The 25,247-nt window shown below is 65.9% G+C and carries 22 protein-coding genes; 4 read left to right on the forward strand and 18 right to left on the reverse strand.

The features are described from left to right. Positions 1–53: 53 nt before the first annotated feature. The 5 genes from ACZY0Q_RS06270 to ACZY0Q_RS06290 form a co-directional block, all read right to left on the reverse strand. Complete coding sequence (locus tag ACZY0Q_RS06270; protein ID WP_463915307.1) at positions 54–1,913, reverse strand: ABC transporter ATP-binding protein; 1,860 nt, start codon at positions 1,911–1,913, stop codon at positions 54–56. 41 nt (positions 1,914–1,954) lie between these two features. After that, complete coding sequence (locus ACZY0Q_RS06275) at positions 1,955–2,473, reverse strand: hypothetical protein (protein WP_463915308.1); 519 nt, start codon at positions 2,471–2,473, stop codon at positions 1,955–1,957. Beyond that, positions 2,470–3,810, reverse strand: a complete 1,341-nt coding sequence (locus ACZY0Q_RS06280) for a hypothetical protein (protein WP_463915309.1) — start codon at positions 3,808–3,810, stop codon at positions 2,470–2,472. Before ACZY0Q_RS06280 ends, ACZY0Q_RS06275 begins: the two co-directional genes overlap by 4 nt. A gap of 150 nt (positions 3,811–3,960) precedes the next feature. Further along, positions 3,961–5,472 carry an IMP dehydrogenase gene (gene guaB, locus ACZY0Q_RS06285; RefSeq protein ID WP_111906560.1) on the reverse strand — a complete coding sequence of 504 codons (1,512 nt, stop codon included), beginning with the start codon at positions 5,470–5,472 and terminating at the stop codon, positions 3,961–3,963. A 217-nt stretch (positions 5,473–5,689) separates the two neighbouring features. Continuing rightward, a complete protein-coding gene (locus tag ACZY0Q_RS06290; protein ID WP_463916267.1) occupies positions 5,690–7,792 on the reverse strand; it encodes an acyltransferase family protein in 2,103 nt (700 codons plus the stop codon). 107 nt (positions 7,793–7,899) lie between these two features. Here ACZY0Q_RS06290 and ACZY0Q_RS06295 point away from each other — a divergent pair, with 107 nt between their 5' ends. Then, positions 7,900–8,868: a DUF389 domain-containing protein gene (locus ACZY0Q_RS06295; protein ID WP_463915310.1), complete on the forward strand. Its 969-nt coding sequence runs from the start codon at positions 7,900–7,902 to the stop codon at positions 8,866–8,868. On the opposite strand, the gene ACZY0Q_RS06300 is transcribed toward ACZY0Q_RS06295, so the two are convergent. From ACZY0Q_RS06300 to ACZY0Q_RS06315, 4 genes are all read right to left on the reverse strand, one after another. Further along, positions 8,837–9,943 carry a flavin-containing monooxygenase gene (locus ACZY0Q_RS06300; protein WP_463915311.1) on the reverse strand — a complete coding sequence of 369 codons (1,107 nt, stop codon included), beginning with the start codon at positions 9,941–9,943 and terminating at the stop codon, positions 8,837–8,839. The two genes, ACZY0Q_RS06295 and ACZY0Q_RS06300, sit on opposite strands and share 32 nt — an antisense overlap. Continuing rightward, entirely contained in the window at positions 9,940–10,287 is a 348-nt protein-coding gene (locus ACZY0Q_RS06305; protein WP_463915312.1) for a hypothetical protein, read from the reverse strand. The genes ACZY0Q_RS06300 and ACZY0Q_RS06305 overlap by 4 nt, the downstream gene beginning before the upstream one ends. Positions 10,288–10,408: 121 nt before the next feature. Further along, on the reverse strand, positions 10,409–12,061 hold the full coding sequence (locus tag ACZY0Q_RS06310; RefSeq protein WP_463915313.1) for a helix-turn-helix transcriptional regulator: 1,653 nt from the start codon (positions 12,059–12,061) through the stop codon (positions 10,409–10,411). 104 nt (positions 12,062–12,165) lie between these two features. Next, positions 12,166–13,689, reverse strand: coding sequence for an ATP-dependent DNA ligase (locus ACZY0Q_RS06315; protein WP_463915314.1), 1,524 nt, complete (start codon positions 13,687–13,689; stop codon positions 12,166–12,168). Positions 13,690–13,752: 63 nt separating this feature from the next. On the opposite strand from ACZY0Q_RS06315, the gene ACZY0Q_RS06320 reads away from it, so the two are divergent. Then, on the forward strand, positions 13,753–14,355 hold the full coding sequence (locus ACZY0Q_RS06320) for a dihydrofolate reductase family protein (protein WP_463915315.1): 603 nt from the start codon (positions 13,753–13,755) through the stop codon (positions 14,353–14,355). 64 nt (positions 14,356–14,419) lie between these two features. Here the strand turns inward: ACZY0Q_RS06320 and groL are convergent, their stop codons facing one another. The 3 genes from groL to ACZY0Q_RS06335 form a co-directional block, all read right to left on the reverse strand. After that, positions 14,420–16,030, reverse strand: coding sequence for a chaperonin GroEL (gene groL, locus ACZY0Q_RS06325; RefSeq protein WP_185261169.1), 1,611 nt, complete (start codon positions 16,028–16,030; stop codon positions 14,420–14,422). 77 nt (positions 16,031–16,107) lie between these two features. Further along, positions 16,108–16,401 (reverse strand): co-chaperone GroES, encoded by a 294-nt coding sequence (gene groES, locus ACZY0Q_RS06330; RefSeq protein ID WP_056344177.1) that lies wholly within the window; start codon positions 16,399–16,401, stop codon positions 16,108–16,110. Between the two features lie 212 nt (positions 16,402–16,613). Beyond that, entirely contained in the window at positions 16,614–16,997 is a 384-nt protein-coding gene (locus ACZY0Q_RS06335) for a hypothetical protein (protein WP_463915316.1), read from the reverse strand. A 55-nt stretch (positions 16,998–17,052) separates the two neighbouring features. On the opposite strand from ACZY0Q_RS06335, the gene ACZY0Q_RS06340 reads away from it, so the two are divergent. Next, on the forward strand, positions 17,053–18,294 hold the full coding sequence (locus ACZY0Q_RS06340; RefSeq protein ID WP_463915317.1) for a class I SAM-dependent methyltransferase: 1,242 nt from the start codon (positions 17,053–17,055) through the stop codon (positions 18,292–18,294). Between the two features lie 27 nt (positions 18,295–18,321). Here the strand turns inward: ACZY0Q_RS06340 and ACZY0Q_RS06345 are convergent, their stop codons facing one another. Both ACZY0Q_RS06345 and ACZY0Q_RS06350 read right to left on the reverse strand, forming a co-directional pair. After that, positions 18,322–19,140: a shikimate 5-dehydrogenase gene (locus ACZY0Q_RS06345; protein ID WP_463915318.1), complete on the reverse strand. Its 819-nt coding sequence runs from the start codon at positions 19,138–19,140 to the stop codon at positions 18,322–18,324. Positions 19,141–19,190: 50 nt separating this feature from the next. Further along, complete coding sequence (locus tag ACZY0Q_RS06350) at positions 19,191–20,642, reverse strand: glycoside hydrolase family 3 N-terminal domain-containing protein (protein WP_463916269.1); 1,452 nt, start codon at positions 20,640–20,642, stop codon at positions 19,191–19,193. Positions 20,643–20,983: 341 nt separating this feature from the next. On the opposite strand from ACZY0Q_RS06350, the gene ACZY0Q_RS06355 reads away from it, so the two are divergent. Next, positions 20,984–22,135 carry a glutamate--cysteine ligase gene (locus tag ACZY0Q_RS06355; RefSeq protein WP_463915319.1) on the forward strand — a complete coding sequence of 384 codons (1,152 nt, stop codon included), beginning with the start codon at positions 20,984–20,986 and terminating at the stop codon, positions 22,133–22,135. A gap of 142 nt (positions 22,136–22,277) precedes the next feature. Here the strand turns inward: ACZY0Q_RS06355 and tsaD are convergent, their stop codons facing one another. The 4 genes from tsaD to tsaE are packed head-to-tail and all read right to left on the reverse strand — an operon-like array spanning position 22,278 to position 25,247. Beyond that, positions 22,278–23,426: a tRNA (adenosine(37)-N6)-threonylcarbamoyltransferase complex transferase subunit TsaD gene (gene tsaD, locus ACZY0Q_RS06360; RefSeq protein WP_463915320.1), complete on the reverse strand. Its 1,149-nt coding sequence runs from the start codon at positions 23,424–23,426 to the stop codon at positions 22,278–22,280. Continuing rightward, positions 23,423–23,995, reverse strand: coding sequence for a ribosomal protein S18-alanine N-acetyltransferase (gene rimI, locus ACZY0Q_RS06365; RefSeq protein WP_463915321.1), 573 nt, complete (start codon positions 23,993–23,995; stop codon positions 23,423–23,425). The genes tsaD and rimI overlap by 4 nt, the downstream gene beginning before the upstream one ends. 2 nt (positions 23,996–23,997) lie before the next feature. After that, positions 23,998–24,669, reverse strand: coding sequence for a tRNA (adenosine(37)-N6)-threonylcarbamoyltransferase complex dimerization subunit type 1 TsaB (tsaB, locus tag ACZY0Q_RS06370; protein ID WP_463915322.1), 672 nt, complete (start codon positions 24,667–24,669; stop codon positions 23,998–24,000). Beyond that, the gene (tsaE, locus tag ACZY0Q_RS06375; RefSeq protein WP_463916270.1) at positions 24,669–25,247 is read right to left on the reverse strand and encodes a tRNA (adenosine(37)-N6)-threonylcarbamoyltransferase complex ATPase subunit type 1 TsaE; all 579 of its coding nucleotides are present in this window, start codon (positions 25,245–25,247) and stop codon (positions 24,669–24,671) included. Before tsaE ends, tsaB begins: the two co-directional genes overlap by 1 nt.

Here is a 25,247-nt window from a genome sequence, read left to right on the forward strand (position 1 = left end):
CAGCGCGGCCGGCGGTTCCTGCGTGGAGTGGGTGACACTAGGCCCTGCCGTCGTCAGACGCCCTCGGCCTCCTCCACCGTCAGCTGGGATTCGAACATCCTGAAGTAGCGGCCCCGCAGCGCCACCAGTTCCTTGTGGGTGCCCTGTTCCACAATCTGCCCGTCCTCGAGCATGTAGACAATGTCGGCCTTCTCAATGGTGGCGAGCCGGTGGCTGATGGCAATGATGGTGCTGCTGCGGTCCGCGAAAAGCCGGGTGAAGATCCGGTGCTCGGCCAGCGCGTCAATGGCGGACGTCGGTTCGTCCATCACCATGAAGGTGGCGTTGCGGTAGAAGTTCCGGGCCATCGCGAGCCGCTGCCACTGGCCGCCGGAGAGCCCGCTCCCCTTCCGGCCGCGCGGATCCTCCATCCAGTTGCTGACGTAGTTGTCCAGGCCGTTGGGCAGCTTGTTGATGAACTCCAACGCTTCGGCGTCGCTGGCCGCCCGGCGGATCCGGTCATCATCCCGGGGCGACTCGACGTCGCCAAAGCGGATGTTGTCGGCAGCAGTGGCGAACTCATACTTCAGGAATTCCTGGCTCAGCACCGCCAGGTGGCGGTGCCAGGACTTTACGTCGACGGCGGCGAGATCGACGCCGTCGAGCATTACCTGCCCTGAGTCCGGCCGATAGAGACCCGCGAGGATTCGGATCAGGGTGGACTTTCCCGCCCCGTTCTCACCTACGATGGCGACATGTTGGCCCTCGCGGATAGTCATGTTAATGCCGCGGATCACCTCGGTGTCGCTGCCCGTATAGGTGAAGCGGATGTCCCGCAGTTCCACGGTTTTGGGTGCCTGGAGCAGCGGCGGCGAATGGTCCGCATGCATCGGCATTGCCATAAACAGCTCGTAGTCCTTGAGGTTGGCGAGGTCCTCGTCAATGGAACTCAACGAGGAGACCAGGCTGTTGGCTGTGGACAGTGCGCGGCTGACGATCTGCTGGACATAGAGAAACTGGCCAACAGGCTGGGCGCGGGCGATGATCTGGCCCACCACCCAGATCAGGGAGATCACCTCGGCGCCGTACTGCAGGGCGTCGGCGGCGAGCTGCTTGGGGATGTAGCGCTTCTGGAAGTCCAGGCGGCGCCGCTCATCAGCATCCCGCAGCCGGGAGCGGAGGTCCATCAGGTAGCCCACGATCCCGTAGAGCCGCATTTCGGCGATGTGCTGGGGGCGGAGCAGGTTGGTTTCGATCATCCGCCGTTGCCGGCGGGAGTCCACCTGGGTGTTCCAGTGGGCGATCTGTTCGCGCGAGAGCTTGAACTGGAGGTAGACGCTGGGCACAATCGCCACCAGGACAATCACGGCGATCCACCAGCTGACCAGCAGCAGGGCCCCCACGGCCAGGATCACAGAGACCAACTGGGTGAAGATGGCCGCGATCCGGTCCAGCACGCGCGCATAGGAATCGGAGAACCGCTTGGCCCGGTCGTAGAGGTCGATGGTTACTTTGTCGTCGTACCGCCAGAACTCCAGCGCCAGGAAGCGCTCGTACATCTGGTCACCCACAATGGCGCCCACCCTGAAGCTCATGAGCTGCTGGATATAGCGGTCCACGCTGCTGAAGCCGCCCCAGAAGAGCCCCAGGGCAGCCGTGATGATGACGTACACAATGGCCTGTTGGCCGGATGCGGAGTCACCGGAGTAAGCGGCAGCCAGCGCCGTGGTGGTGAGCGCTGCGAAGTACGTGGTCACCAACGGCAGCGTCGCCGAGATGAGCGACCCGACGACTTTCATCACGACGGCGGCTGGCGAGGCCCGGAAGCTGACGCGCAGCACCTGCGCCACGGCCCGGGCGTAGGGCCTCACGGCCAACCGCCGCTGAGGGTCCTTTTTTGGGTTCAGTTCGGCCGGATGACGTGGTTGGGACATGGCTTCAGCCTAGTTCCATGCCTGCCTACAGACTCTTGCGGCTAGTACTTTTCCCCATACTCATACTCGGGGAAATCGAAACAGGCGCTAAAGCTGTCTATCTGGAGACTTTCTGGCCCGTCCCAGATACCAACGATCAAATGAGTTCCGTCGTCATGCAGGATGTCCACTGTGCGGGCCCCATCGCTGTCCGAGTCGTCCTTGACTGTCCAACCTTCAATGTCCTTTGTCCTGTCACGCACCTGATCAAGGAACTTGTCCCTGTCCAGGCCAGGCTGAAGCTCCACCTGCCCGGTGCCGGTCCATTTTTTCTTGTCCCCTCGGCAGTTCAGCAGGCCTGAGGAGTCGTTCTCGAAGACGGTTACCACCAGTTCCTCCGGAACCATTTCAATTATTTGATGCTGGAGGGTCAGCAGTTTCGTTTTTGCCTCTTCCAGAGTCATGTTGGACATCTCTTTATTCGCTTCCTCTACTGCGCACGATGCCAGGCTGACGGCCAGGCTGACGGCAGCGGCGGCGCGCACCCACGCTCCCCGGGCTGCCTTACGTTGCTTAATCACTGGTGAATCTCCTTGCGCACGTCCCTTAGAGCTTGCTCATTTTCCTCGTCGGCGGTCGCAATGAGGCTGTGGTTGTCGATGCTGTATAGCTCTGCCCATCCGTTGCCTCCTGGTGGCTCATACACGTGCTTTTCAAAGGCCGGCTCCTTCATAGGGTAGTTCTCCCCCACAAGCCCGTTCGCTTCGGCGGTCAGCAGGATGTCGGGGTAGGTGAAGCTGGAATATTCAGTGCCGGGATCGGGCACCCAGCCAGGAGGCATCGCGGCACCAGACAGGGCGAGGAGCTTGTCAAAGTGGGCACCTTCGATCTCCGCTCCGGTGAGGTTCCGGACTCCCCAGCTGTGGCCCATACCCACCGATAGTGCGCCAGCCGGCCGCTCAAGATCCACAGCGTCCTGGAAGGCCTGCAGGACCGGCGCCGAGCCGGCTACGAACTCATCGCTTTTGGCCTCAACCAGGAATGCCTCTACCGGGTCCCCGTCGGGAAACTCCGACCCTTTGTACACGAACGCCGCAGTTCCGCCGGATTTGTCCTCCGCAACCAGGAGGGCTGGCAGCTGTTGCGGTCCACCGTCATAGAACGATGCCTCATTGGTGGTGGTACCGGGAACGTAGGTGATCACAGTCGTCGTATTCTCGTCATAGGTGCCGATGAGTTCCACAATGGACTGCGCGGCGGGATCAAACGCTGCGAGCCGGACCTTCCCGTCAACAACCTTCTGAAGGTAGGTCAGTCGATCTTTCCACGCTTCGTGTTCTGCGGTGAACCGTTGCGGGTAGCCCGCATCCATAAACAGCGGGTTGAATACCGGCTCTGGATCATTTTTGTTCAGCCAATCGATCCGATCCTGGGCGTTTGCGCGGTTCGCCTCCACCCGCGCATCAAACGGGATGCCATTCGTGTTGCCGGCTTCGGCCGGGTAGTCACGGATGAACGCCTGCTGCTGATCAGCCGTCAGGCCGGACCACCAAGCCTGGATCTGTGCTGCGGATTTACCGTTAAGGTCCGCAGGCCGGGCAGCCCCGGCAGAAGTACCGGACAGACTCGAGGCGGAGCCGAAGCTGTCAGCCGAACTCGCCGCATCCTGCTCGTTGGCGTTCCTGCTCAGCTCCGCGGCCGCGCTGTTGAGAAAGGCCACGGCATCCCGGAGGACACGGCTGTGGCCCGATTTCCAGTCCTGCCGGAAGTCCTCAGCATCCGGGCCTGGCCACCGGGTGGACGCGACGCCGGAATTGAAGTTGCTGAGCTGAATCTGCAACCTGGTTCCTGCTGACCGCATCGCCGTCGCCAGATCCCTGAGCTGGGCGACGTCTGCGCCATAAAACCCGTCCGACACGTTGCGCCCCCATATTCGATCAAGTAATTACTCCATCGAATATATATGGCGAGCCGGGCTCTGGCTGTGGGGACAACTCCCCACAGCCGGGTGGGCCCACGCCGGCAGGGTTCCCTGGCCGAGCTTGCGAGGTGAGGGTGCCGGTGGGGACTAGCGCGAACCGTAGTTCGGGGCCTCCACGGTCATCTGGATGTCGTGCGGGTGCGATTCCTTGAGGCCGGCCGGGGTGATGCGGACGAACTTGCCGCGGGCCTTGAGCTCCGGGATGGTGGGCGCGCCGGTGTAAAACATGGTCTGGCGGAGGCCACCCACCAGCTGGTAGGCCACCGAGGCGAGCGGGCCGCGGTAGGCGACGCGGCCTTCGATGCCCTCGGGGATGAGCTTGTCATCACCGGAGACGTCCGCCTGGAAGTAGCGGTCCTTGGAGTAGGACGTGTTCTTGCCGCGGGACTGCATGGCGCCCAGCGAGCCCATGCCGCGGTAGCTCTTGAACTGCTTGCCGTTGACAAAGATCAGCTCGCCCGGGGACTCATCGCAACCGGCCAGGAGCGAACCCAGCATAACGGTGTCGGCGCCAGCAACCAGCGCCTTGCCGATGTCGCCCGAGTACTGCAGGCCGCCGTCGGCGATTAACGGCACGCCGGCAGGGATGGCCGCCTTGGCGGACTCGTAAATGGCGGTGATCTGCGGGACGCCCACGCCGGCCACCACGCGGGTGGTGCAGATGGAGCCGGGGCCCACGCCCACCTTGATGCCGTCGGCACCGGCGTCGATCAGGGCCTGGGCACCTTCGCGGGTGGCGGCCTGGCCGCCGATGATGTCCACGTGTGCTGTGACGGGATCTGACTTCAGGCGGCGGATCATGTCCAGCACGCCCTGGGAGTGGCCGTTGGCCGTGTCAACGAACAGTGCATCCACGCCGGCGTCGACAAGTGCCATGGCGCGTTCCCAGCCGTCACCGAAGAAGCCGATGGCGGCACCGACGCGGAGCCGGCCTTCGTCGTCCTTGGTGGCCAGCGGGTACTGCTCGGCTTTGGTGAAGTCCTTAGTGGTGATGAGGCCCTTGAGCCGGCCCTGCTCGTCAACGAGCGGAAGCTTTTCGATCTTGTTGGTGGCCAGCTTGTGGGAGGCTTCCTCACGGCTGATGCCAACATGCCCCGTGATCAGCGGCATCTTGGTCATTACGTCGCTGACCAGCCGCAACGGGAAGTCGGCCTCGGGTACAAAGCGGGTGTCGCGGTTGGTGACAATTCCGAGGAGCCGCATGCCCTCGTCCACAACGGGGAGGCCGGAAACCCGGTACTGCGAACAGATCTCATCGAGTTCCGCCAGGGTTGCCTCAGGGCCGATGGTCAGCGGGTTGGTGATCATCCCGGACTCGCTGCGCTTCACGCGGTCCACCTGGTCCGCCTGGTCCTGAATGGACAGGTTGCGGTGGATAACACCCAGTCCGCCCTGGCGTGCCATGGCAATCGCCATCCGGGATTCGGTGACAGTGTCCATGGCGGCGGACAGCAGCGGTGTGTGAACGGTGATCCGCTTGGAAATCCGCGAAGAGGTGTCAGCCTCGGACGGGATAACGTCCGTGTGGCCCGGAAGGAGCAGGACGTCGTCGTAGGTCAGGCCGATGAAGCCGAAGGGATTGTGCTCGGGCTGGGTCATGAGTGCGCCTCTTACCTTGGTTACGGGTTCACGGGTAGGGGTTGCAGCTAATGACCAGCCCGTCATTACGGGACTGGTCCGTGCAGGGCCTTAGTTATTTCGGGTGCCTCAGGCGCGGTCACCGCGCAGAAAGCTTTGAGTAAATATTAGAACCTCGACGCCGATCCCCCTATTCCGGGAGTCCATTGTGAGCAACGGCACGATCCCCACCGAGGAGTCAGTTCCAGCCGGTCGCCGCCAGCATCCGCTCCTCAAACATGGGAATCATGCTTTCCACATAGGTCCGGCTGAGATGGTTGTCGTCCTTGTACACGTACACGTTGCCCACTACGGCCGGGCAGATCCCGCCGGCGCAGATGAAGTCGCTCAGGTCCATCAGGTGCAGTCCGTCGACCTTCCCGCGGTAACCCTCCAGCGGCGACGGCTCCACCAGCGACTCGTTCAGCGGCGGGTTGCAGGCCGGGGCGTCCGCGCCGTGGCGCTGGACGCACTCGGGCATGTTGATGGTGAAGCGCGGGTTGTCCCGGATCCCGACGATCTCGATGCCGGCGTCCGCGATGGGCTGGATGCCTTCGAGGTACGCAGGCACCTCGGTCTCGAACGGGGCTTCCTCGTGGGTCTGAGTGGCCACGGTGAAGACGGCATCCGGCCGGTGTTCCAGCACATACGCTGCGCTGGCCTGGTTGTAGGCGTTGCACTCGGCGTTCCGGGCCTCCGATTCGGCCCCGAACCGGCAGGCCGGCATCAGCAGCGTGACCAGCTCCCAGCCGCGGGCTTCGGCGATGGGGGCCAGGGCGGCAAGATACTGCTGGGCATGGGAGTCGCCCAGGACAACGATCCGTTTGGTGGGTTCGCCTTCGGGGAGCGCCTGCCGGCACCCTTCCAGCAGAGGGTCTGCGGTGGTGTTGGGACCGACACAGGGCGCATTGATTCCGGCCCAGTCATTGTCCAGCGCGGTGGGCCCGGGAATGATCCTCCCCTGCGGAGCGGAGGCCCCTGCGTTGCCCGGGGCCAGCAGTGCCGCGCCCGGCGTCAGCTCGCGGGGCTGGGCGGCAGTGGCAGCTTCCTCCGCGGTGAGGCTCGTCTGCCAGACCGCTACCGGTCCGGCCAGCAGGGCACAGCAGGCAACCACGACGACGGCGGTGCGCCAGGTGCGCACCTGCGGCCAGCGCCACTCCCGGAGGGGTTTCTCCACAAAACGGGTAGTGAGGACGGCCAGGACCACCGAGGCGGCGATGATCGCCGCGCCTTGGATGAGGGTGGGCGCCTCGACGCCGGTAGCGGCCAGCGCCAGCACCAGAACGGGCCAGTGCCAGAGGTAGAGCGCGTAGGAGTTGTCGCCCAGCGAGACGAGGGGCTTCCAGCTGAGGAGGCGGTCCACACCAAACCGGCTCCCGCTCTGCCCCGCGACAATGATTGCCGCGGCGGCCAGCGTGGGCCACAGTGCCACGAATCCGGGGAACGCCCGGTCCACGGTCAGCAACAGACCACAGGAGACCATGGCCACCAGGCCGGCCCAGCCGAGCACAACCCGCAGGAGTTTCCCTGGTTTCAGGTGCGGCAGACTGAGCGCCAGCAGTGAGCCCAGTGCGAATTCCCACAGCCGTGTCCTGGTGTCGAAGTAGGCGTACGCCTGGTTCGTGGCCGTCTGGTCAATCGAGAACGCGAGCGAGACAACGAGGATCCCGGCGAACGCGGCTGCCACCACGGCCCGATAGCTGGCGTTGTACCGGTGCCGGAGGAGCCGCCACACTACAGCGGAAGCGGCAAAGACGAGCGGCCACAGAATAAAGACCTGCCCTTGGATGGACAGGGACCAGAAGTGCTGCAGGGGGCTCGCCGCGGCGTGGTCCTGAGCGTAATAGTCCACGGCGGTGTCCGCGAGCAGCCAGTTCTGCCGGTACAGCAGGGCCGCCCAGGCCTGGTCAAGGATGACGGGCCAACGGCCTTGCGGGAGGATGAGCCAGGTGCCTGCCAGGACCCCGAGGATCACCACGACGGCGGCCGGCAGCAGCCTTTTGAACAGGTGCAGCCAATGCCGGAGGAGATTGAGCGAGGTACCCGCTTCCACCTTCCGGACGAAGGACAGCGTCAGCAGGAAGGCCGAGATCAGGAGGAAGATATCCACCCCGCCGGACACCCGGCCCAGCCACACATGGTAGGTCACCACCATCAGTACGGCGAGCGCGCGGAGGCCTTGGACTTCGGGACGGAACGAGGGCTTGCGTCCGCCGTTTCCGGTGTGGGGTGCACGGTCCGAAGCAGCGTTGAATCTCGCTATCGACACAAATGACCTTTCGGGACCGGCACGGAAAAACATCAAGCCTACGGGGTTGGCAGGGGCGAGGACCAATCCGAGCCTGCAGGGCAGGGACGCCGGGGCCGGCCGGAAACTAAGCTGTCCCCAGTCCAGGAAAGGGATCTGACGTGATTGTCCAGATGCGCATATGTGTTCCCCAGGAACTCTCCCACGTGGTGCAGGAATGCTGTGAGGACCAGACCGGAACCGCAGAAGTGGCAGTTCTGAAGGGAGCGTCCGTGGAGCCTCGTGGCGACCTCATCGAAATCCAGATCGCCCGCGAATCGGTGGAGGAGCTGTTGGAGAAATTGCACGTCCTCAAGGTGCATGAAGCGGGATCCATCTCCATTTCAGCGCCCGAGCTGGTCATCTCCCGGCGCGCGGACTCCGCGGAACAGGCCGCCCCGGGCGACGGTGCGGATGCCCTGATCTGGGACGAAGTGACCCGGCAGACCGGTGAGGACTCACGGCTGACCTGGAGCTACCTTGCCTTCCTGGTCCTCGCCACCCAGCTGGCCGCCATTGGCATCGTGACTGACTCGACCATCGCCATTGTGGGTGCCATGGCGGTAGGTCCGGAGTTCGGCCCGCTGGCAGCCCTGGCCGTTGCGCTGGCGAGGGGCAAATGGCGGCTGGGCCGGCACGCCGCCGTAGCCCTGGGGGTGGGTTTCCCGGTTGCCATGCTGCTGGCTGCGTTGAGCGCGTGGCTGTCGGTGCCTCTGGGCCTCTTCCCCGCCGACGTCCTGGACAGTGGTTCGGCTGTGGAGTTCATTTACCATCCTGGGCCGTATTCGCTGATCGTCGCCGTTTTGGCGGGGGCGGCCGGAATGCTGTCAGTCATCAGCCGGCGTTCGGCCGCCCTGATCGGCGTCTTCATCTCGGTGACCACGGTGCCTGCAGCAGGATTCGTGGCCGTGGCGCTGGTCCTCGGCGAATACCAGAAGGCTGCGGGCTCGGCGCTGCAGCTGCTGGTCAACCTCGTAGGAATCGTTGCGGCGGCAGTGGCCGTGCTGGTTTTCTACCGGCTGGTCACCAGGCAGTTGCCGGAGGCCACAGCCCGCCAGCTCAGATGGAGGCTGCGGCGGACTCGCGGCTGACGGGGACCGGGATTTTTCCGGCGAGGTAACGGGCGTCGCGCCCGGCCCCGGGCAGCGTCGCCGAGGCCGCCGCGTACAGAAATTCCTGGCCCAGGAAGAACAGCCCAGGGGTATCAAGTGCCACGCCGCGCCGCTGCCTGGGCAGCGCACCGCCGTCGAGCATTGCCTGATCCATCCAGCCGAAGTCATCCCGGAACCCGGTGCACCAGATCACGTTCGAAACCTCAAGCCGGGTCCCGTCCGCCAGCACCGGCATCCCGTCCGCCACCCCGCTGATTCGCGGCACGAGCCTGACGCCTGCAGCGGCAAGGTCCCTTGACTTCGTCCTGATCAGGGGCGCCGCGTGTGCTGTGAAGGAGGGTGCTGCTTTGCGGCCGATCGGGTTGTTCAGCGTGAGGACGTGAAGCCCGACAAACCGCACCACCGGCAGGAAGTACCGTGCCGCCGTCGGGCCGTGCTTCACGGGAATCTCACCGCCGGGCTTGCCGGCCACGATGGTGGGATGGCTGCGGGACACTTCCAGGCCGATCTCCGCTCCCGAGTTCCCCCGCCCCACAACCAGGACAGGTCCTTCCTGCAGCTGCCCCAGGTTCCGGTACTCGCTGGAATGGAACTGGACGACGGCGGGGTCCAGGTCCGCGGCGAAATCCGGTATTTTCGGTGCTTGGCTGCAACCCGTGGCGACGACGACGTTATGTGCCTCCCAGCGGCGGCCGTTGGAAGCGGCGACGAAGTGGTTGTCTTCCCGCCACAGGTGGTCGATCCGGACGCCGTTATTCACAGGCAGATGGAACCTTGCGGCGTACCCCTCAAGGTATCCGGCAACATCGTCCTTCGTCGGGAAGGACAACGGATCCGCCGGGAACGGAAGGCCCGGAAGTCCGTCATACTTTGCGGGCGTAAAGACCCGGAGCGAATCCCAGCGCTGGCGCCAGGCGTCACCTGTCCTCGGATTGGCGTCCAGGATGAGGAACGTCCGGTTCTGCTCTTTCAGGTAGCGGCCCAGGGCAAGGCCTGCTTGCCCGCCACCGATGATCATGGTGTCCAGCGTGCCGGGTGAATGGTTGGTGTTCATGACTGCGCTCCTTGGTGATTGAAAGGGATTCCTTTGGCTGAACTTTCCGGCTGGCCGGGCGGCGTGCTGTCCGTCCCGTCGTGTTCTGCTTCCCGGTACCGGAGCCACCATGCCAGCATCAGCGCGGATGCCAGGAGGTATGCCAGGTGCAGGGCCCAGATGGGTCCGGCGGGGAGGTTGAAGACGTAGACGGAATGGACGGCGTTGGCAACGTTGGTCAGCAACAGGTTCCCGAGGCTGTAGGAGGCCAGGTTCTTCGTCCGGGCCGCCTTGACCAGCATCGGCAGCATTCCGGCGGCGAACAGCACCGTCGAAAGGGTGCCGGCGAGGACTGGAAGGTTCATGCTTTGAGGCTATGGCCGGGCCCCTGACGGCCGCGTCGGCCGAATTATGCAACTTCGGTCACGGCGCGGCTGGGTATTTCTATGTAGGCCGCGCTCGTGCCGTGCCGCCGCAGTTTGGACGTCAGCCTGCGAGCCCGTGCTCGTAGGCGTAGCTGGTGGCGGCTGCCCGCGAAGACAGTCCCAGTTTCAGGAAGATGTTGCTGACATGCCGGGCAACCGTCTTCTCGCTCAGGTACAGTTCGCCGGCAATGGCCCGGTTGCCCTTTCCGGTGGCCACCGCCTGAAGGATTTCAAGTTCGCGGCGGGTGAGGAGGCCGGCCGTGTGCGGCGTGGGTCCTGCGTCCGGCATGCCTTCGTGCAGCAGCGTCGCCGCCCAGGTTGCCGCCGGCGCCGCGCCCAGGTCCAGGAGCACAGCGTGGGACGCCTCCAGGTACATGAGCGCCGAGGCCTCATCACCGAGCACGCGGCAGGCACGGCCGGCCAGCGCCTGGCAGCGTGCCGCTTCGAACGGTACACCGAGCTCCTGCCACAGTCTCCACGCCTCCCGGAGCGGCTTCAGGGCAGCCGAGGGGTCGCCGTCGGCCAGGCGGACCGCGCCGTCCGCCTGGCCGGCAACGGCCCGGACCATGGGCATAGGGCTTTCGAGGGCCAGGGCAACAAGCTCCTGAGCGCCTCGCCGCGCGGCTTCCAAGTCGGAGGCGGCCAGCTCGATCTCCACCAGTGCCGGCAACATGTTCCGGCGGGTAGCCTCGTCCGCCGCCCCAGCTGCCCGCCGGATCATCGCCTGTGCCTGCTGCGCATTTCCGCGGGCCAGCCAGAGGAGCGCGAGGCCAGGCTGCGGCTCATAGCCAGAGCGGGCGGCCTGCCCATAGGAAGCTTCGGCGTCGTCCAGTTTTCCACTCAGCCGTTCCACTTCGCCCTGTTGGTAGTAGCCGCCGTAAAGCGCCTGGGGGTCACCATTCACGGAAAGTCCCTGGGCAGCCGCAGCCGCCATCAGCGCCTCGGCCCAGGCCCCGTGGAGAATGAAGAGTTCTGCGCGGTGTGATTGGCACTGGCCGCTGAACGACATCATGTCGGGGCGTGCACTGCACCAGCGATCCAGGGCAGCCGTCCATTCCAGGGCCCGCTCCAGGTCGAAGGCCAGGTGGCAATTGCCAATTACAGCACAGTAGATAATTCCTGACGGGATCGGGGAGAGTTCACCTGCCGTAACGGCCACCATGACCTCGTCGAACATCCTGAGTCCCTCGTCAGGGTGACCAAGCATCAGGGTGGCCTGCCCTGTGCCGAGGAGGCCCAGCGCGGACAAGTCTTTGTCCTGGAATCTTTGGCCGAAGTCCGCAACTTTGGAGAAGACCGTCAGGGCTCCTACCGGATCACCGCCATAGAGCTTGCCGAGGCCCATCGGAACGAGCAGTAGGCCCTGCACCGCGTCCGGCTCGGCCAGTTCATCCACGAGCCGCTGGCCGCGGGCAAACCACCCACCAGCCCGGGCCGGCTCATCCAGGAACATCAGCTGCATCCCCATCCAACCGGCACACCGGGCGGCACCAACGACGTCGCCCACAACCAGGTATTCCTCATGGGCCCGGGTGAGGGTCTCGAGCCCAGTTGTGCTCTCCCCGGTCAGGATCTCGGCCGTAGCGAGCCGTTCCAGATCGGCAGCCGGCAGCCCGCCGTGCTTATCGGCTTCACGGAAGGTCTGGTTGGCCTCGGTCCAGCGATGTTCCTGGAAGGCTGACCTGCCTCGGTCAATGCCTGTTTCAGCTGACATCTGGCCCCTTTTCGGATACCAACCGTCCAACCAGTTGGCCCGCCGCACGCCGGGCGTGACGGCACTTAAGCGCCACGGTACGCCCGCTCAAGAACCGGCACAACCTACGAACGCAGCAGTGCACGCAATGTCTGAATGGTGTCGGCCTCCGCGGCCGTCTTGTCGTCGCGGTAACGCTTGACGCGTGCGAACCTCAGCGCGATTCGGCCCGGATACCGCGAGGACTGCTGCACGCCGTCGATCGCTATCTCAACCACCGTGACAGGCTCAATCCAGACGGTACCCGCCGTTCGCCGCACCTCAAGCTGCTGGAACCGTTCGGTCTGCCAGCGCAGCAGCGCGTCGGTAAGGCCTTTGAAGGTCTTGCCCACCATCACGTAGGCGCCGGGTTCGCCGAACTCGCCAGTCGGGTCGAGGGCTCCGAGGTGCAGGTTAGACAGCAGCCCGGTGCGGCGTCCTGACCCCCACTCACAGGCGAGCACCACCAGGTCGTAGGTGAGCACCGGCTTCACCTTGATCCAGTTGGACCCACGCCGACCGGCCGCATAGGCCGCTCCGATCGCTTTCACCACAACACCCTCATGGCCCGCGGCCAGCGAATCGCGCGACACCCTCTCGGCAACGGCCGCATCCGCTGTGATCTCCCCCGGGATCCGGTACCCGGGAGCGATGTGCTCGAGCACGCCGATGCGCGTCGACAGTGGCTCCTCAAGCAGGTCGCGCCCGTCAATGTGCAGCACGTCGAAGAACCAGGGATGCAGCACGGTAGCGCGCACCGCATCCGCACCGAACCGCGACATGGTGTCCTGGAAGGGTCGGGGGCGGCCGTCCTCGTCGAGGGCTAGGGTCTCCCCGTCGAGGATCACATCGCGTACCGGCAGCCCGCGCACCACCTCCACCACCTCGGGCAGCCGGTGGGTCACCTCGGCCAGGGTACGGGTGTAGATGCGAACATCGTTGCCGGCGCGGTGCACCTGGATGCGCGCGCCGTCGAGCTTGTATTCCACAGATGCTTCCCCCGTTAACTCCAGCGCCGCGCTGGCGCTGGCCGCGGTGGAGGCGAGCATGGGCTGCACTGGACGGCCGACGACAAGGCCCACGTCGTCAAGCTCGGCTGCCGTACCCGTGATGGCCAGCAGGGCGGTTTCGCCGAGATTGCCTGAGAGCATCGCGGCGCGGCGTACGGCGTCGACGGGCCTGCCGGCAGCGCGGGCCACAGCATCCGTCAGGACGCCCTCAAGCGCACCCGTACGCAGTTCACCGAGGAGCACGCCGGCGATGAAGGCCTGTTCGCGCTCGGTGGCCGCGGCCGTGAGCAACCGGAGGGTCGCGGCACGCTCCGCGGCTGATCCAGCGCCTGCGGTGGCCAGCAGCCGATCCAGCGCAGCGTCCAGGTCGGTTACCGTCAGGCTGGGCTCGGCGGCCGGCTCCCCCATGGCCGCAGTCATGCCGCGCCAGCCGACTCCTACGCGGCCCTGCCGCGGCTGGGCGATGAGCAAGCCAACGGCCGTCGCGATGTCAACGGGCTCGAGCCGGCGCAGCAGATCGGCCAGTGCGTCGACCTTCGCGAGCCGGGAGCGGGTGGACGCGACGGCATCCGTGGTTTTCACGAGCTCGTCGAGCAGCATGGCACCAGTCTGCCACGGCCGCTGACTCTGGACAGTGCCGGAACGTAGTTCCAGACTCGAGGCATGGGAATCATCGTCGCAAACCTGTTCCTCACCCTCGACGGCGTCTACCAGGGCCCAGGCGGCCGCGAGGAGGACACCGAAGGCGGTTTCGCGTTCGGTGGCTGGCAGGCGCCGGTATCCGATGACGAGGCCGGCGCGGCCATCAGCGCCGAGATCGAACGCATCGATGCCCTGCTTCTCGGCCGGAAGACCTACGACATCTTCGCGGCCTTCTGGCCAAACCAGTCTGATGACATCGGCGCTACGCTCAACCGGGTGCCGAAGTTCGTGGTCTCGAACACGCTGACCGCTCCGACGTGGTCCGGAACTGCTGTGCTGCCTGACGCTGAGGCGGCGGGCCGACTCCGCGAGGAATATGACCAGATCCACATGTTTGGCAGCGGCGTCCTCATCCGTTCATTGCTCGCGGCAGACGTGATCGACCGCCTCCACCTCTGGCTCTATCCCATCACCCTCGGGCAGGGCAAGCGCCTCTTCGATTCCGGCACTATCCCCGCCTCCTTCCGGCTCGTTGAGCCGGCTCGCACGTTCCCGAAGGGCGCGGTGTCGCTGGTCTACGAGCGCGCGGGCGACGTCGAGACTCTGGACATGCCGGGCACATAGGGCGGGCGCACAAAAAACCGGCCCAGCCGAAGCTGGACCGGTCTTTTGATGCAGAGGCCTGGGCCTAGTGGCTGTGGCCTGCGTGCTCGTCTTCGTTTGCGGGCTTCTCCACTACGAGGGTCTCGGTGGTGAGAACCAGCGCAGCGATGGACGCCGCGTTGCGCAGTGCTGCACGCGTGACCTTGACCGGGTCAATGACACCGGCCGCGATCAGGTCCTCGTACTCGCCCGTCTTGGCATTGAAACCGTTGTTGGTTTCGAGCTCGGCAACCTTGGCGGTGACAACGTAGCCGTCGAAACCGGCGTTCTGGGCGATCCAGCGAAGCGGCTGGACCAGCGCGCGGCGGACAATGCCCACAGCAGCGGCGGCGTCGCCTTCGAGTGCCTTGACTGCAGGATCCTCGTCGAGGGCCTTCAGGGCGTGGATCAGTGCGGAACCGCCACCGGCCACGATGCCCTCTTCGAGGGCGGCGCGGGTGGAGGACACTGCATCTTCGATGCGGTGCTTCTTTTCCTTCAGCTCAACTTCGGTGGCTGCGCCGACCTTGATGACACCGATGCCGCCGGCCAGCTTGGCCAGGCGCTCCTGGAGCTTTTCCTTGTCCCAGTCGGAGTCGGTGCGGGTCAGCTCGGCGCGCAGCTGGGAAACCCGGGCTGCGACGTCTTCTGCGGAACCGGCGCCGTCAACGATGGTGGTGTTGTCCTTGGTGACCGTGATGCGGCGGGCGGTACCCAGCACCTCAAGGCCAACCGAATCCAGGCTGAGGCCCAGTTCCGCGGAGATGACCTGCGCACCGGTGAGGGTGGCAATGTCCTGCAGCATGGCCTTGCGGCGGTCGCCGAAGCCCGGAGCCTTGACGGCAACAACGTTCAGCGTGCCGCGGATGCGGTTGACGATCAGCGTGGACAGGGCCTCGCCCTCAACGTCTTCGGCAATAATGAAGAGCGGCTTGGAGCTCGCCAGCGCCTTCTCCAGCAGCGGCAGGAAGTCCTGCACGGAGGAAATCTTGCCCTGGTTGATAAGGATAAGGGCGTCTTCGAGGACGGCTTCCTGGCGTTCGGAGTCGGTCACGAAGTACGGGGACAGGTAGCCCTTGTCGAACTGCATGCCTTCGGTGAGGACCAGCTCGGTCTGCGTGGTGGAGGACTCCTCGATGGTGATCACACCATCCTTGCCGACCTTGCCGAATGCCTCGGCGAGGAGCTCGCCGATTTCGTCGCTCTGGGCCGAAATTGCTGCCACGCTGGCAACCTGGGTGCCTTCAACGGGGCGTGCGTTCTCGAGCAGGCGGGCTGCAACGGCTTCAACGGAAACCTCGATGCCGCGCTTGATCTGGCCCGGAGCGGCGCCAGCAGCAACGTTGCGCAGGCCTTCCTTGACCAGGGCCTGGGCGAGCACGGTGGCCGTGGTGGTGCCGTCGCCGGCAACATCGTTGGTCTTGGTGGCCACTTCCTTGGCCAGCTGCGCGCCAAGGTTTTCGTACGGGTCATCCAGCTCGATTTCGCGGGCAATGGTGACGCCGTCGTTGGTGATCGTGGGGGCGCCCCACTTCTTGTCGAGCACGACGTTGCGGCCGCGGGGGCCGAGCGTCACCTTGACAGTGTTGGCGAGCTTATCGATGCCGGCTTCAAGCGACCGGCGTGCAGCGTCGTTAAACGCAAGCTGCTTTGCCATGGTTTTGTCCTTTCAAAGACAGAACCCCGCGCTGCTGTTCAGTCAGGGACGGAACAGCGGCACGGGGATCCAAAGAGTTACTTTACGACGATCGCCAGGACGTCGCGGGCGGACAGCACGAGGTACTCGTTGCCACCGGTCTTGACTTCGGTTCCACCGTACTTGGAGTAGATAACAACGTCGCCAACGGCTACGTCGACAGGTACGCGGTTGCCGTCTTCAAAGCGGCCGGGGCCTACTGCAACAACTTCACCCTCCTGCGGCTTCTCCTGTGCGGAGTCCGGGATAACCAGGCCGGAAGCCGTGGTCTGCTCGGCTTCGAGCGGGCGGACAACAATACGATCCTCAAGAGGCTTAATAGAGACCGACACTCGGACCTCTCCTTCTACGTCAGCAAAAAATTCATGGACATTTGAGCTGCTTCACCGTGGCTGGCAAACCGTCGTCGCGGTGCCGGCAGCAGCCTGGCTGGCAGCTCTTCGTGTGTTAGCACCCTCCTAGGGAGAGTGCTAATGATGACTCTATGTACTGGTTAGCACTCGGTCAAGGCGAGTGCCAGAATTATGTCTCCGGCGAACAGACTTTACCGGCCGGTGAGGTCCTCAAAATCGACGTCCTCGTCCCCGTTGTCCCCTTCATACACGGTGCCCCGCCGCAGGTATAGCACCACGGCTCCGCCCACGGCAGCCAGCAGTGAGACCACCAGCAGGATGATGCCGCCTACGCGCGCCCCGGCGTAAAGGCCGCGGATCTCACTTGCCTCGTCCGTGGCGTCCTGGATGTTCTTGCCGCCCACGGAGTAGACCGTGGCGTTGAACGTGTCCAGAAAGAAGATGATCACGAGCAGCGCGACGCAGACCACGGCCACTGCGGATCCTGCAATCAGCGCGGGGCGGGCGAACTTCACCAGGTCCGGGTTACTGGCTTGGGGTAGTCCGGACGGCTGGGTGCCTGCGCTGTCTTCCATGCCTTCAACCCTAGCCGGATCTGGGCGCCGGGCCACCTCCACTAGGCTTGAACCCATGGCTCAAGCACCGCAGGACCAGATCGCCCCACTGCTCACGAGCGAAGGCTGGGAGCTCCTGGCGTCCCTGGGCCCATACCGCGAGGACAAGGCCTTCGAGCTCAACGCGGCCCTCCGCAAGGCCGGCCACTCCCCCGCACTGGTCTCCGCCGTCCTCACCCAGTCCCGGCTCCGGACCAAGGCCGAGCTGAAGTTCGGCGAGTTCGCCCGGAGCATGCTCTTCACGCAGGCCGGGCTGGAACAGGCCACGCGTCTCACTGTTGCTGCTCGCCATGCCGAGCGCTTTGCGCAGGCCGGCGTCCGGCATGTGGCGGACCTTGGGTGCGGCCTTGCCGCGGACTCCCTGGCACTGGCATCGATGGACATCACGGTCACCGCCGTGGAAATGGACGAAACCACCGCCGCCTGCGCCACCGTGAACCTCATCCCCTTCCCCAACGCCACCGTGGTGCATTCGGACGCCACCACTGTTCCCCTGGAAGGGGTCGACGGCGTCTGGCTGGATCCCGCCCGCCGCGTCACCTCCACGTCGGGTACCAAGCGGATCTGGGATCCTGAGGCGTTTTCACCTCCGCTGTCCTTTGTGGAATCGCTCGCGGCCACAGGGCGCGCCGTTGGCGTCAAAATGGGCCCCGGCATGCCGCACGAATCGGTTCCCGCCGGCTGCGAGGCGCAATGGGTATCGGTGGGCGGCGACGTCACCGAGGTGGCCCTGTGGTTCAACTCCGTGCGCCGGCCCGGAATCCGCCGGGCCGCGCTGCTGCTTGGCCCGCAGGGTGCCGCCGAGCTGACCAGCGCTGACGATTTCGACGGCGGTCCGGTGGCGCCAGTGGGGCCGGCGGCGGGCTATCTGTATGAGCCTGATGGTGCGGTGATCCGCGCCGGCCTGGTGGCCGACGTCGCACTTCAATTGGGCGGGCACCTGCTGGACGAGCACATCGCCTACATCTGCGCCCCGGAACTGGTGGACACACCCTTCGCCCGGGCGTACAAGGTCCTGGAAGTGATGCCGTACAACGTCAAGGCGCTCAAGGCCTGGGTGAAGGAGAACGGCATCACGGTGCTGGACATCAAGAAGCGCGGCACGTCGGTCACCCCGGAGGAACTGCGCAAGCAGCTGTTCGCCGGAAGCAAGGGCGGCAGCAAGAACTCAGGGAAGAAAGCCGGACAAAAAACAGCCACCCTGGTCCTGACCCGCATTGGGGAGGACCGGGTGGCCATCTCGGTGGAACCCGCCTAAAACAGTGAACTGGCCTGAGACCCTGTCCTACTGCGTGCGCATAAAGTCCTCGGCGGCCCGAACCTGCTCGTCGGTGGGCCGGACTCCTGTGTAAAGCACAAACTGCTCGAGCGCCTGAATGGTGGCTACTTCGGCGCCCGTGATTACCTGTTTCCCGGCGGCGCGGGCCGCCTTGATCAGCGGCGTCTCGGCCGGTAGCGCCACAACATCGAACACCACTTTGGCTGCCCCGATCGCGTCTTCCGGGAAGGACAGCGAGTCCACGTCCGGACCGCCCGCCATACCGATGGGGGTGACGTTGATGATCAGGTCAGCGGTGCCGCCGTCGAGCGTTGCCCGCCACTGGAACCCGTACTGCTCAGCGAGCGCCCGGCCGGTGTCTTCGTTCCGGGCGATGACCGTGACGTCCGTGAAGCCGGCGTCGCGCAGGGCCGCGACGGTGGCCTTGGCCATGCCGCCGGCGCCCTGGACCAGCACCGAATAATCCACAGGCACGGCGTTGCCGGCGAGGAGCTGCTCGATGGCGGTGTAGTCGGTGTTGTAAGCCTTGAGGTGCCCATCCGTGTTCACGATGGTGTTGACCGAATCGATGGCTTTGGCGGAAGGATCCAACTCATCCACGAGGGCCATCACGTCCTCCTTGAACGGCATGGACACCGCACAGCCGCGGATGCCCAGGCCCCTGACGCCGGCGATCGCCTGGGCCAGGTCGGTGGGGGCGAAGGCCTTGTAGATCCAGTTCAGGTCCAGCTGGTCGTAGAGGTGGTTGTGGAACCGGGTCCCGTTATTGCTGGGCCGGGCCGACAGGGAAATACACAAGGTCATGTCTTTATTCAGAATGGGCACCTGTCCATTAAAGCGCCATTGACCGATTCGGCGATGCGTTGTGGGCCAAATTACGGGCAGCCCGTCCCGGCCGGATAGCTTCCGACGGCGGCGGGCAGCTTTCCCGGGGCAGCCGCATTGCCTGCCAGCACGGCAACCAGGGCGTCAAAAGCACCCGGGGTACGGCCGTACAGCGCAATTTTCACCGGCGCGCTGGAATCCTGCAACGGCCACGGCGCATCCAGGGCCACGGCGATATCGCCACCGACCGGACGGCCGGCGTAACCGATGAGGCTGACCAGAGGGCCCGCCGCTGTGCCGAGCCCGGCCTTCGCCGCGGCCGCCTCAAACCGTGCCCGGTCCTGCGCTGATCCGCCGGCGATCCGGATGCTGCCCTGGACGATTGGCGCGCCGCAATGTCCGGACAGTACCGTGAGTGCGGCCGCGGAGACCCGCGCCGAGAGGTCCCCGCTGCTGCCTGGGGCGGCGCTGGCAGGGGCCGAACCGGCAGGTGGCGACGTGACGCGGCCGCGCCAGGTCATCATGGTGGCCACCCGGATGGCGGCTTCATCCAGGCGCGCCGCGGGCAGGGTTCCGGCGGCCACGGCACCCACGATGGCCGCGTGGGCCTGCCCCACGTCCGTAGGCATCAGCAGCAGGTCTGCACCGGCGGCCAGCGCCGCCGTTGCTGCGGAGCCGCCCGGGTATTGCTTTTGGACTGCCCCCATGTTGAGGGCATCGGTCACGGCCACACCCTTGAAACCCATGCCGCGCAACGCAGCGTAGGTGGGGCCGGACAACGACGCCGGGATGCCGGGTTCCAGGGCCGGTACGGCGATGTGCCCGGTCATGACCATGGGCACGCCAGCGGCGATGGCTGCCCGGAACGGCTTCCAGTCCCGGGCCTCAAGCTCCGCGATGCCCGCGGGCTGCACCGGGAGGTCCTGGTGCGAGTCGACGGTGACGGAGCCGTGCCCCGGAAAATGTTTGACGGCCGGCAGGACGCCGGCCTCCTGCATGCCCTGGGAGAACGCCACGGCCAACGCTGCCGCCGCATCCGGGTTGCCGGACATTGACCGGGCACCGATGGTTGGATCCGCGGGACCGATGGTCACGTCCGCATCGGGCGCGAAGTCCACGGTGAAGCCCAGAGCCCCGATCTCCGCAGCCAGGGCCCGGCCGGCGTCCTTGGTGAGCGGCACATTTCCGGTGGCTCCGTAGCTCAGGGCTGTTGGCCATTCGGTCAGGGGTGCGCCGAGCCGCGCCACGATGCCGCCCTCCTGGTCCACGCCGATGAGCCCGGGCCAGCGCCTGCCGTCGGCCTTCGTGGCCTGGGCGAGCCGGGCGTTGACCGCTGCCAGGGCAGCCGGATCCGCCTGCCCGCGCGCGTCGAGCGGGACGTTGTCGCCCATGATGATGGACCCCGCCAGATGGAGGCGTTCTATGGTTGCGGCCTGGGATTCGGCATCGGTGCCGGCATATACCGGCATCAGCACCTGGCCGGCCTTCTCCTCGACCGACATCGCCGCCACGGCGGCTACGGCGGCATCCTGGTCCCGCTGTTCGGGGCCCCAGCCCAGCGGACGGAGCCCGGGGTCAGGTGAGGGGGAAGCAGACGGGGGCGCCGTCGTCGGACGCCCTGATTCCGGGGTCGAGCCCGGCGCGGGGCTGGAGGTCGCCGGGGTGGGGGTGGGAACCGCCGTGCAGGCCGTCATGGCGGCCACGGCGGCGGCCGCGAAAAAGAGGGTGGATTTGTGAATACACTCACGGCTCCATATGAACAAGGCCATCAACTCGATGCTACCCCTGCACTAGACTTGAATGCGGCGCGTGCCCAGTGATATCCGAACAGTTAGGGGAACGCATGAAGATTGATTTCGCTTCATCGAAGCAATCAACTCTTGGTGTGGAATGGGAGCTGGCCCTGGTGGACGGCCAGACCGGCGAACTGGCATCGGTCGCCAACGAAGTGCTCAGCGGCGTGGTTGCCAAGCACCCCGAACTCAACGAAGACGACGAACACCCGCACATCAAGCAGGAACTGCTGCTCAACACCGTGGAGCTGGTCACCGGCATCTGCGAAACTGCCGCCGAAGCCAAGGAAGACCTCAGCAGGTCCCTGGCCGCCGTCCGCGAAATCACCGATCCCATGGGCGTGGAGGTTTTCTGCGCAGGCAGCCACCCGTTCAGCCCGCCGCAGCTGCAGCCCGTGACGGACAAGGCCCGGTATGCGAAGCTGATCGACCGCACGCAGTGGTGGGGCCGGCAGATGGTCATCTACGGCGTACACGTCCACGTGGGCCTGGACCGGCGCGAAAAGGCCCTGCCTGTGATGGACGGGCTCCTGAACTACTTCCCGCACTTCCAGGCCCTCTCGGCGTCGAGCCCGTTCTGGGGCGGTGAGGACACCGGCTACGCCTCGCACCGGGCCCTCATGTTCCAGCAGCTTCCCACCGCCGGTTTGCCGTTTACGTTCCGCTCGTGGACCGAGTACGAGTCCTACGTCCAGGACATGTTCACCACCGGTGTGATCGACACCCTGTCCGAAATCCGCTGGGACATCCGGCCGGTCCCGAACCTGGGCACGATCGAGATGCGGATCTGCGACGGCCTGGCCACCCTGGAGGAAGTGGGCGCCATTGCCGCCCTCACCCAGTGCCTTGTGGATGAACTCTCCACCACGCTGGATAACGGCGGGACCATCCCCACGATGCCGCCGTGGCACCTCCAGGAGAACAAGTGGCGTGCCGCCCGCTACGGCATGGAGGCCATCATCATCCTCGACGCCGCCGGCAACGAACAGCTGGTCACCGACCACCTTCTGGAGACTTTGAACCGGCTGGAGCCGGTGGCCGCAAAGCTCGGCTGCCCCGACGAACTGGCGGACGTCGAAAAGATCATCCGCCGCGGCGCCGGGTACCAGCGGCAGCGCCGCGTCGCTGCCGAGCACGGCGGCGACCTGCAGGCCGTGGTGCTGGACCTGGTCCAGCAGATGCGGAACGGGCCGACGGGCTGACCTCGCCCTCCCGAAACGGGGCACTTCGACACGGACACGCCCGCCGCCGTCGTAAATTACGACGACGACGCGCCCAAAGTGCCCCGCGACGGTTCGCCGGGGGTTTCGACAGGCTCAACCACCGGAAGCTTTACGGGAGGCGTTAGGCGGGGAGTGACACCGCGGTGACCGGCATCGAGGAGTCGGGAGCGAAGCGGATGCCGCTGGGCCCGATCCCGGCCATCACCAGCTGCGCGCCGAGGGCCGCCACCATCGCGCCGTTGTCCGTGCACAGGTCCAGCGGCGGCACATGGAGTTTGATTCCGGCTGACGCACAGCGCTGGCCGGTGAGTTCCCGCAGCCTGGAGTTAGCCGCCACTCCCCCGCCCAAAAGAACGTCCTTGATGCCATGCTCACGGCAGGCCAGGACGGCCTTGGACGTGACCACATCCACCACCGCTTCCTGGAAAGCTGCGGCGATGTCGGCCACCGGCACCTCTTCGCCGCGGGCCTCGAACTGCTCAACGCAGCGGGCGACGGCGGTCTTCAATCCGCTGAAGGACCAGTCGTAGCGGTGCGGGCCGGGTTCCTCGGCGGTGCCCATGTACTTGGGCTGGCTGAGACCGCGCGGGAACCGGATGGCTTTGGGGTTGCCGGTGCGGGCAAGCTTGTCGATGGCCGGGCCGCCCGGGTAGCCAAGGCCCAGGATGCGGGCCACCTTGTCGTAGGCTTCGCCGGCGGCGTCGTCGATGGTGGAGCCGAGGAGCTGGACGTCGCTGGTGATGCTGTTGATCTTCAGGATCTCGGTGTGCCCGCCGGAGACCAGGAGGGCACCCAGGTTCTCCGGGAGACGGCCGCCATGGCCGAGCCCAACCGCATGGCCGGCGGCATTGCCGGCCCCGCGGCCGGCGGCAGCACCGCCGTCGGGGTTTCCGTCCAGGAGCCCGACGCCGACATGCGCCACCAGGTGGTTGATGGCATACAACGGCTTTCCGGTGGCCACGGCCAGGGCCTTCGCGGCGCAGACCCCCACCATCAGGGCGCCAGCGAGCCCCGGGCCTGAGGTGACGGCGATGGCGTCCACGTCCTCCAGCGTCACGTCGGCGTCTGCCAGGGCCTGCCGCAGTGTGGGCACAAAGGCGTCAAGGTGTGCGCGGGAGGCGATCTCGGGGATCACGCCGCCGAACCGGACGTGCTCGTCCATCGAGGAGGACACCGTGTTGGTCAGCAGCGTGGTGCCGCGGACAATACCGACGCCGGTTTCGTCGCAGGAGGATTCGATGCCCAGCACCAGGGGCTGCGAGCGGTTCATGCCTTGCCTGCTTCTGTTGTGGGATCGGGGGTTGGTTCCGGATGGGCCGATGTGAGGTCCGGGGCTGCTGCGGAGTCGTGTGCTGTGACTTCGGGGACCAGCTGAAGCCGCATGATCAAGGCATCGACGCCGTCGCGGTAATACCCGCGGCGGATGTGGATCTGTTCGAAGCCGAACCGCATGTACAGCTGCTGCGCCCGGGGATTATCCGCTCGGACCTCCAGGAGGACGTCCGCGGCACCGCGGTGCCGGGCTTCGTCGATCAGCCGGGTCAGGAGCGTTGAGCCGATGCCCTTGCCTTCGAATTCAGGCACGACGGCGATGGTCTGGACATCCGCGATGGGCTCGATGCACATCAGGCCGGCGTAGCCCACAATGGCGCCGCCGCGTTCCGCCACCAGGTACCGGCGCGTTTCGTGCTGGGACAGTTCGGACAGGAACATGTGCAGCGGCCATGCGTCGGCCGGGAACAGGCGCTGTTCGATGGCGTCCACGGCGGGCACGTCTTCCAGGGTCATGTCCCGGAAGACCACGCCGTCGGCGCTGGGAGGGTCGGTGCTGGTCGGCATGTTCACAGCGCCCGCTTCCGTGGGCCGGGGACCTGGGCATCGGATTCGCGGAGGTACAGGGGTGTGGAGTCGAGCAGCTGCCCGCCGGCTGCGAGCCGGGCCAGGGCGAACTGTCCGAGGTAGAGGGCGTCGGGCTGCTCGTTGCTGAAGCCGGGGTCTGCGCGCAGCACCTCGCTGTAGAGTCCGGCGCCGGCGCCGTAGGCAGGGAGGCCCGGCAGGTCGGCGGCAAAGCTGACGTGCGGGCCGTCCTCGAGCTGCGGCAACTGGCCGTCGGCGAGGCTATACCGCGCCCAGTAGACCTCTTTGCGCCTGGCGTCCGTGACCACCAGGAATTCGGCTGCGGCATCGGTGGACTCCGCGACTTCCAGCGCCACAGCGTCCAGGCTCATCAGCCCGTACAGCGGTTTGTCCCAAACGAAGGCGAGCGTCCGGGCAGTTGCGATCCCCGAGCGGAGGCCGGTAAACGGGCCAGGGCCCACGCCCACGACGATCGCGTCAATGTCCGGGCCTGTGACCCCGGCCGTGGAAAGCAGGTCCTCGATGCCGGGGGCCAGTACCTCGGCGTGGCTGCGGGTGTCCTCGGTGGAGAAGCTGGCCACCACGCCTTCAAGGGCGTCGTCCGAAACCAGGGCCGCGCTGGCCACGGCGGAGGTGTCGATGGCGAGAATGAGCATCAGGAAGTCCCTTCGATGACGCCGCCCAGGGCAGGCTTGGTGCTCCAGCGGGGACCGAACCCGCGAAGCACGATGGTGCGGGGTTCGTCCAGGTCCTCGGAGTCAAAGTCCAGGATTTCGGTATGGCCGGGGATGTGTTCCGACGAGCCCGCCGCGTCCAGGCCGATCGCCCGGTGCAGGTCCACTTCCAGCCGGCTCTCGCTCAGGTGTTCCACCCGGCCGCGTCCCCACTCCACCACGGTCACGGACGAGTCCAGCGTGTTTTCCAGGTCAATGTCGTCAATTTCCGACGCCGATCCCAGCCGGTACGCGTCCACGTGCACCAGGTCCGGGCCACCAGGCCGCGGGCCGTCGGGCAGGTTGGGATGGATGCGGACCAGGACAAAGGTGGGCGAGATGATGCCCGCGCGAACGCCCAGGCCTTCGCCGAGGCCCTGCGTGAACGTGGTTTTCCCGGCACCCAGCTCGCCGGTCAGCACCAACAGGTCCCCGGCCTGCAGCTCCGCCCCCAAAGCGGCGGCGAGCGCGTGAGTCTGGTCCGCCGTCGTGACTTTCAGAGTCTCTTCCCAATGGGGCAT

The organism is Pseudarthrobacter lactosi (assembly GCF_055412785.1).

Coding starts and splice junctions, on each gene's coding strand:
- ACZY0Q_RS06340 (WP_463915317.1), top strand. CDS start 17,053: ATGGCTCAAGCACCGCAGGACCAGATCGCCCCACTGCTCACGAGCGAA.
- groL (WP_185261169.1), bottom strand. CDS start 16,030: ATGGCAAAGCAGCTTGCGTTTAACGACGCTGCACGCCGGTCGCTTGAA.
- guaB (WP_111906560.1), bottom strand. CDS start 5,472: ATGACCCAGCCCGAGCACAATCCCTTCGGCTTCATCGGCCTGACCTAC.
- ACZY0Q_RS06335 (WP_463915316.1), bottom strand. CDS start 16,997: ATGGAAGACAGCGCAGGCACCCAGCCGTCCGGACTACCCCAAGCCAGT.
- ACZY0Q_RS06305 (WP_463915312.1), bottom strand. CDS start 10,287: ATGAACCTTCCAGTCCTCGCCGGCACCCTTTCGACGGTGCTGTTCGCC.
- ACZY0Q_RS06270 (WP_463915307.1), bottom strand. CDS start 1,913: ATGTCCCAACCACGTCATCCGGCCGAACTGAACCCAAAAAAGGACCCT.
- ACZY0Q_RS06300 (WP_463915311.1), bottom strand. CDS start 9,943: ATGAACACCAACCATTCACCCGGCACGCTGGACACCATGATCATCGGT.
- rimI (WP_463915321.1), bottom strand. CDS start 23,995: ATGCCGACCAGCACCGACCCTCCCAGCGCCGACGGCGTGGTCTTCCGG.
- tsaB (WP_463915322.1), bottom strand. CDS start 24,669: ATGCTCATTCTCGCCATCGACACCTCCGCCGTGGCCAGCGCGGCCCTG.
- ACZY0Q_RS06320 (WP_463915315.1), top strand. CDS start 13,753: ATGGGAATCATCGTCGCAAACCTGTTCCTCACCCTCGACGGCGTCTAC.
- ACZY0Q_RS06355 (WP_463915319.1), top strand. CDS start 20,984: ATGAAGATTGATTTCGCTTCATCGAAGCAATCAACTCTTGGTGTGGAA.
- ACZY0Q_RS06315 (WP_463915314.1), bottom strand. CDS start 13,689: ATGCTGCTCGACGAGCTCGTGAAAACCACGGATGCCGTCGCGTCCACC.
- tsaD (WP_463915320.1), bottom strand. CDS start 23,426: ATGAACCGCTCGCAGCCCCTGGTGCTGGGCATCGAATCCTCCTGCGAC.
- ACZY0Q_RS06350 (WP_463916269.1), bottom strand. CDS start 20,642: ATGTCGGTCGAGGAGAAGGCCGGCCAGGTGCTGATGCCGGTATATGCC.
- tsaE (WP_463916270.1), bottom strand. CDS start 25,247: ATGCCCCATTGGGAAGAGACTCTGAAAGTCACGACGGCGGACCAGACT.
- ACZY0Q_RS06310 (WP_463915313.1), bottom strand. CDS start 12,061: ATGTCAGCTGAAACAGGCATTGACCGAGGCAGGTCAGCCTTCCAGGAA.
- ACZY0Q_RS06290 (WP_463916267.1), bottom strand. CDS start 7,792: ATGTTTTTCCGTGCCGGTCCCGAAAGGTCATTTGTGTCGATAGCGAGA.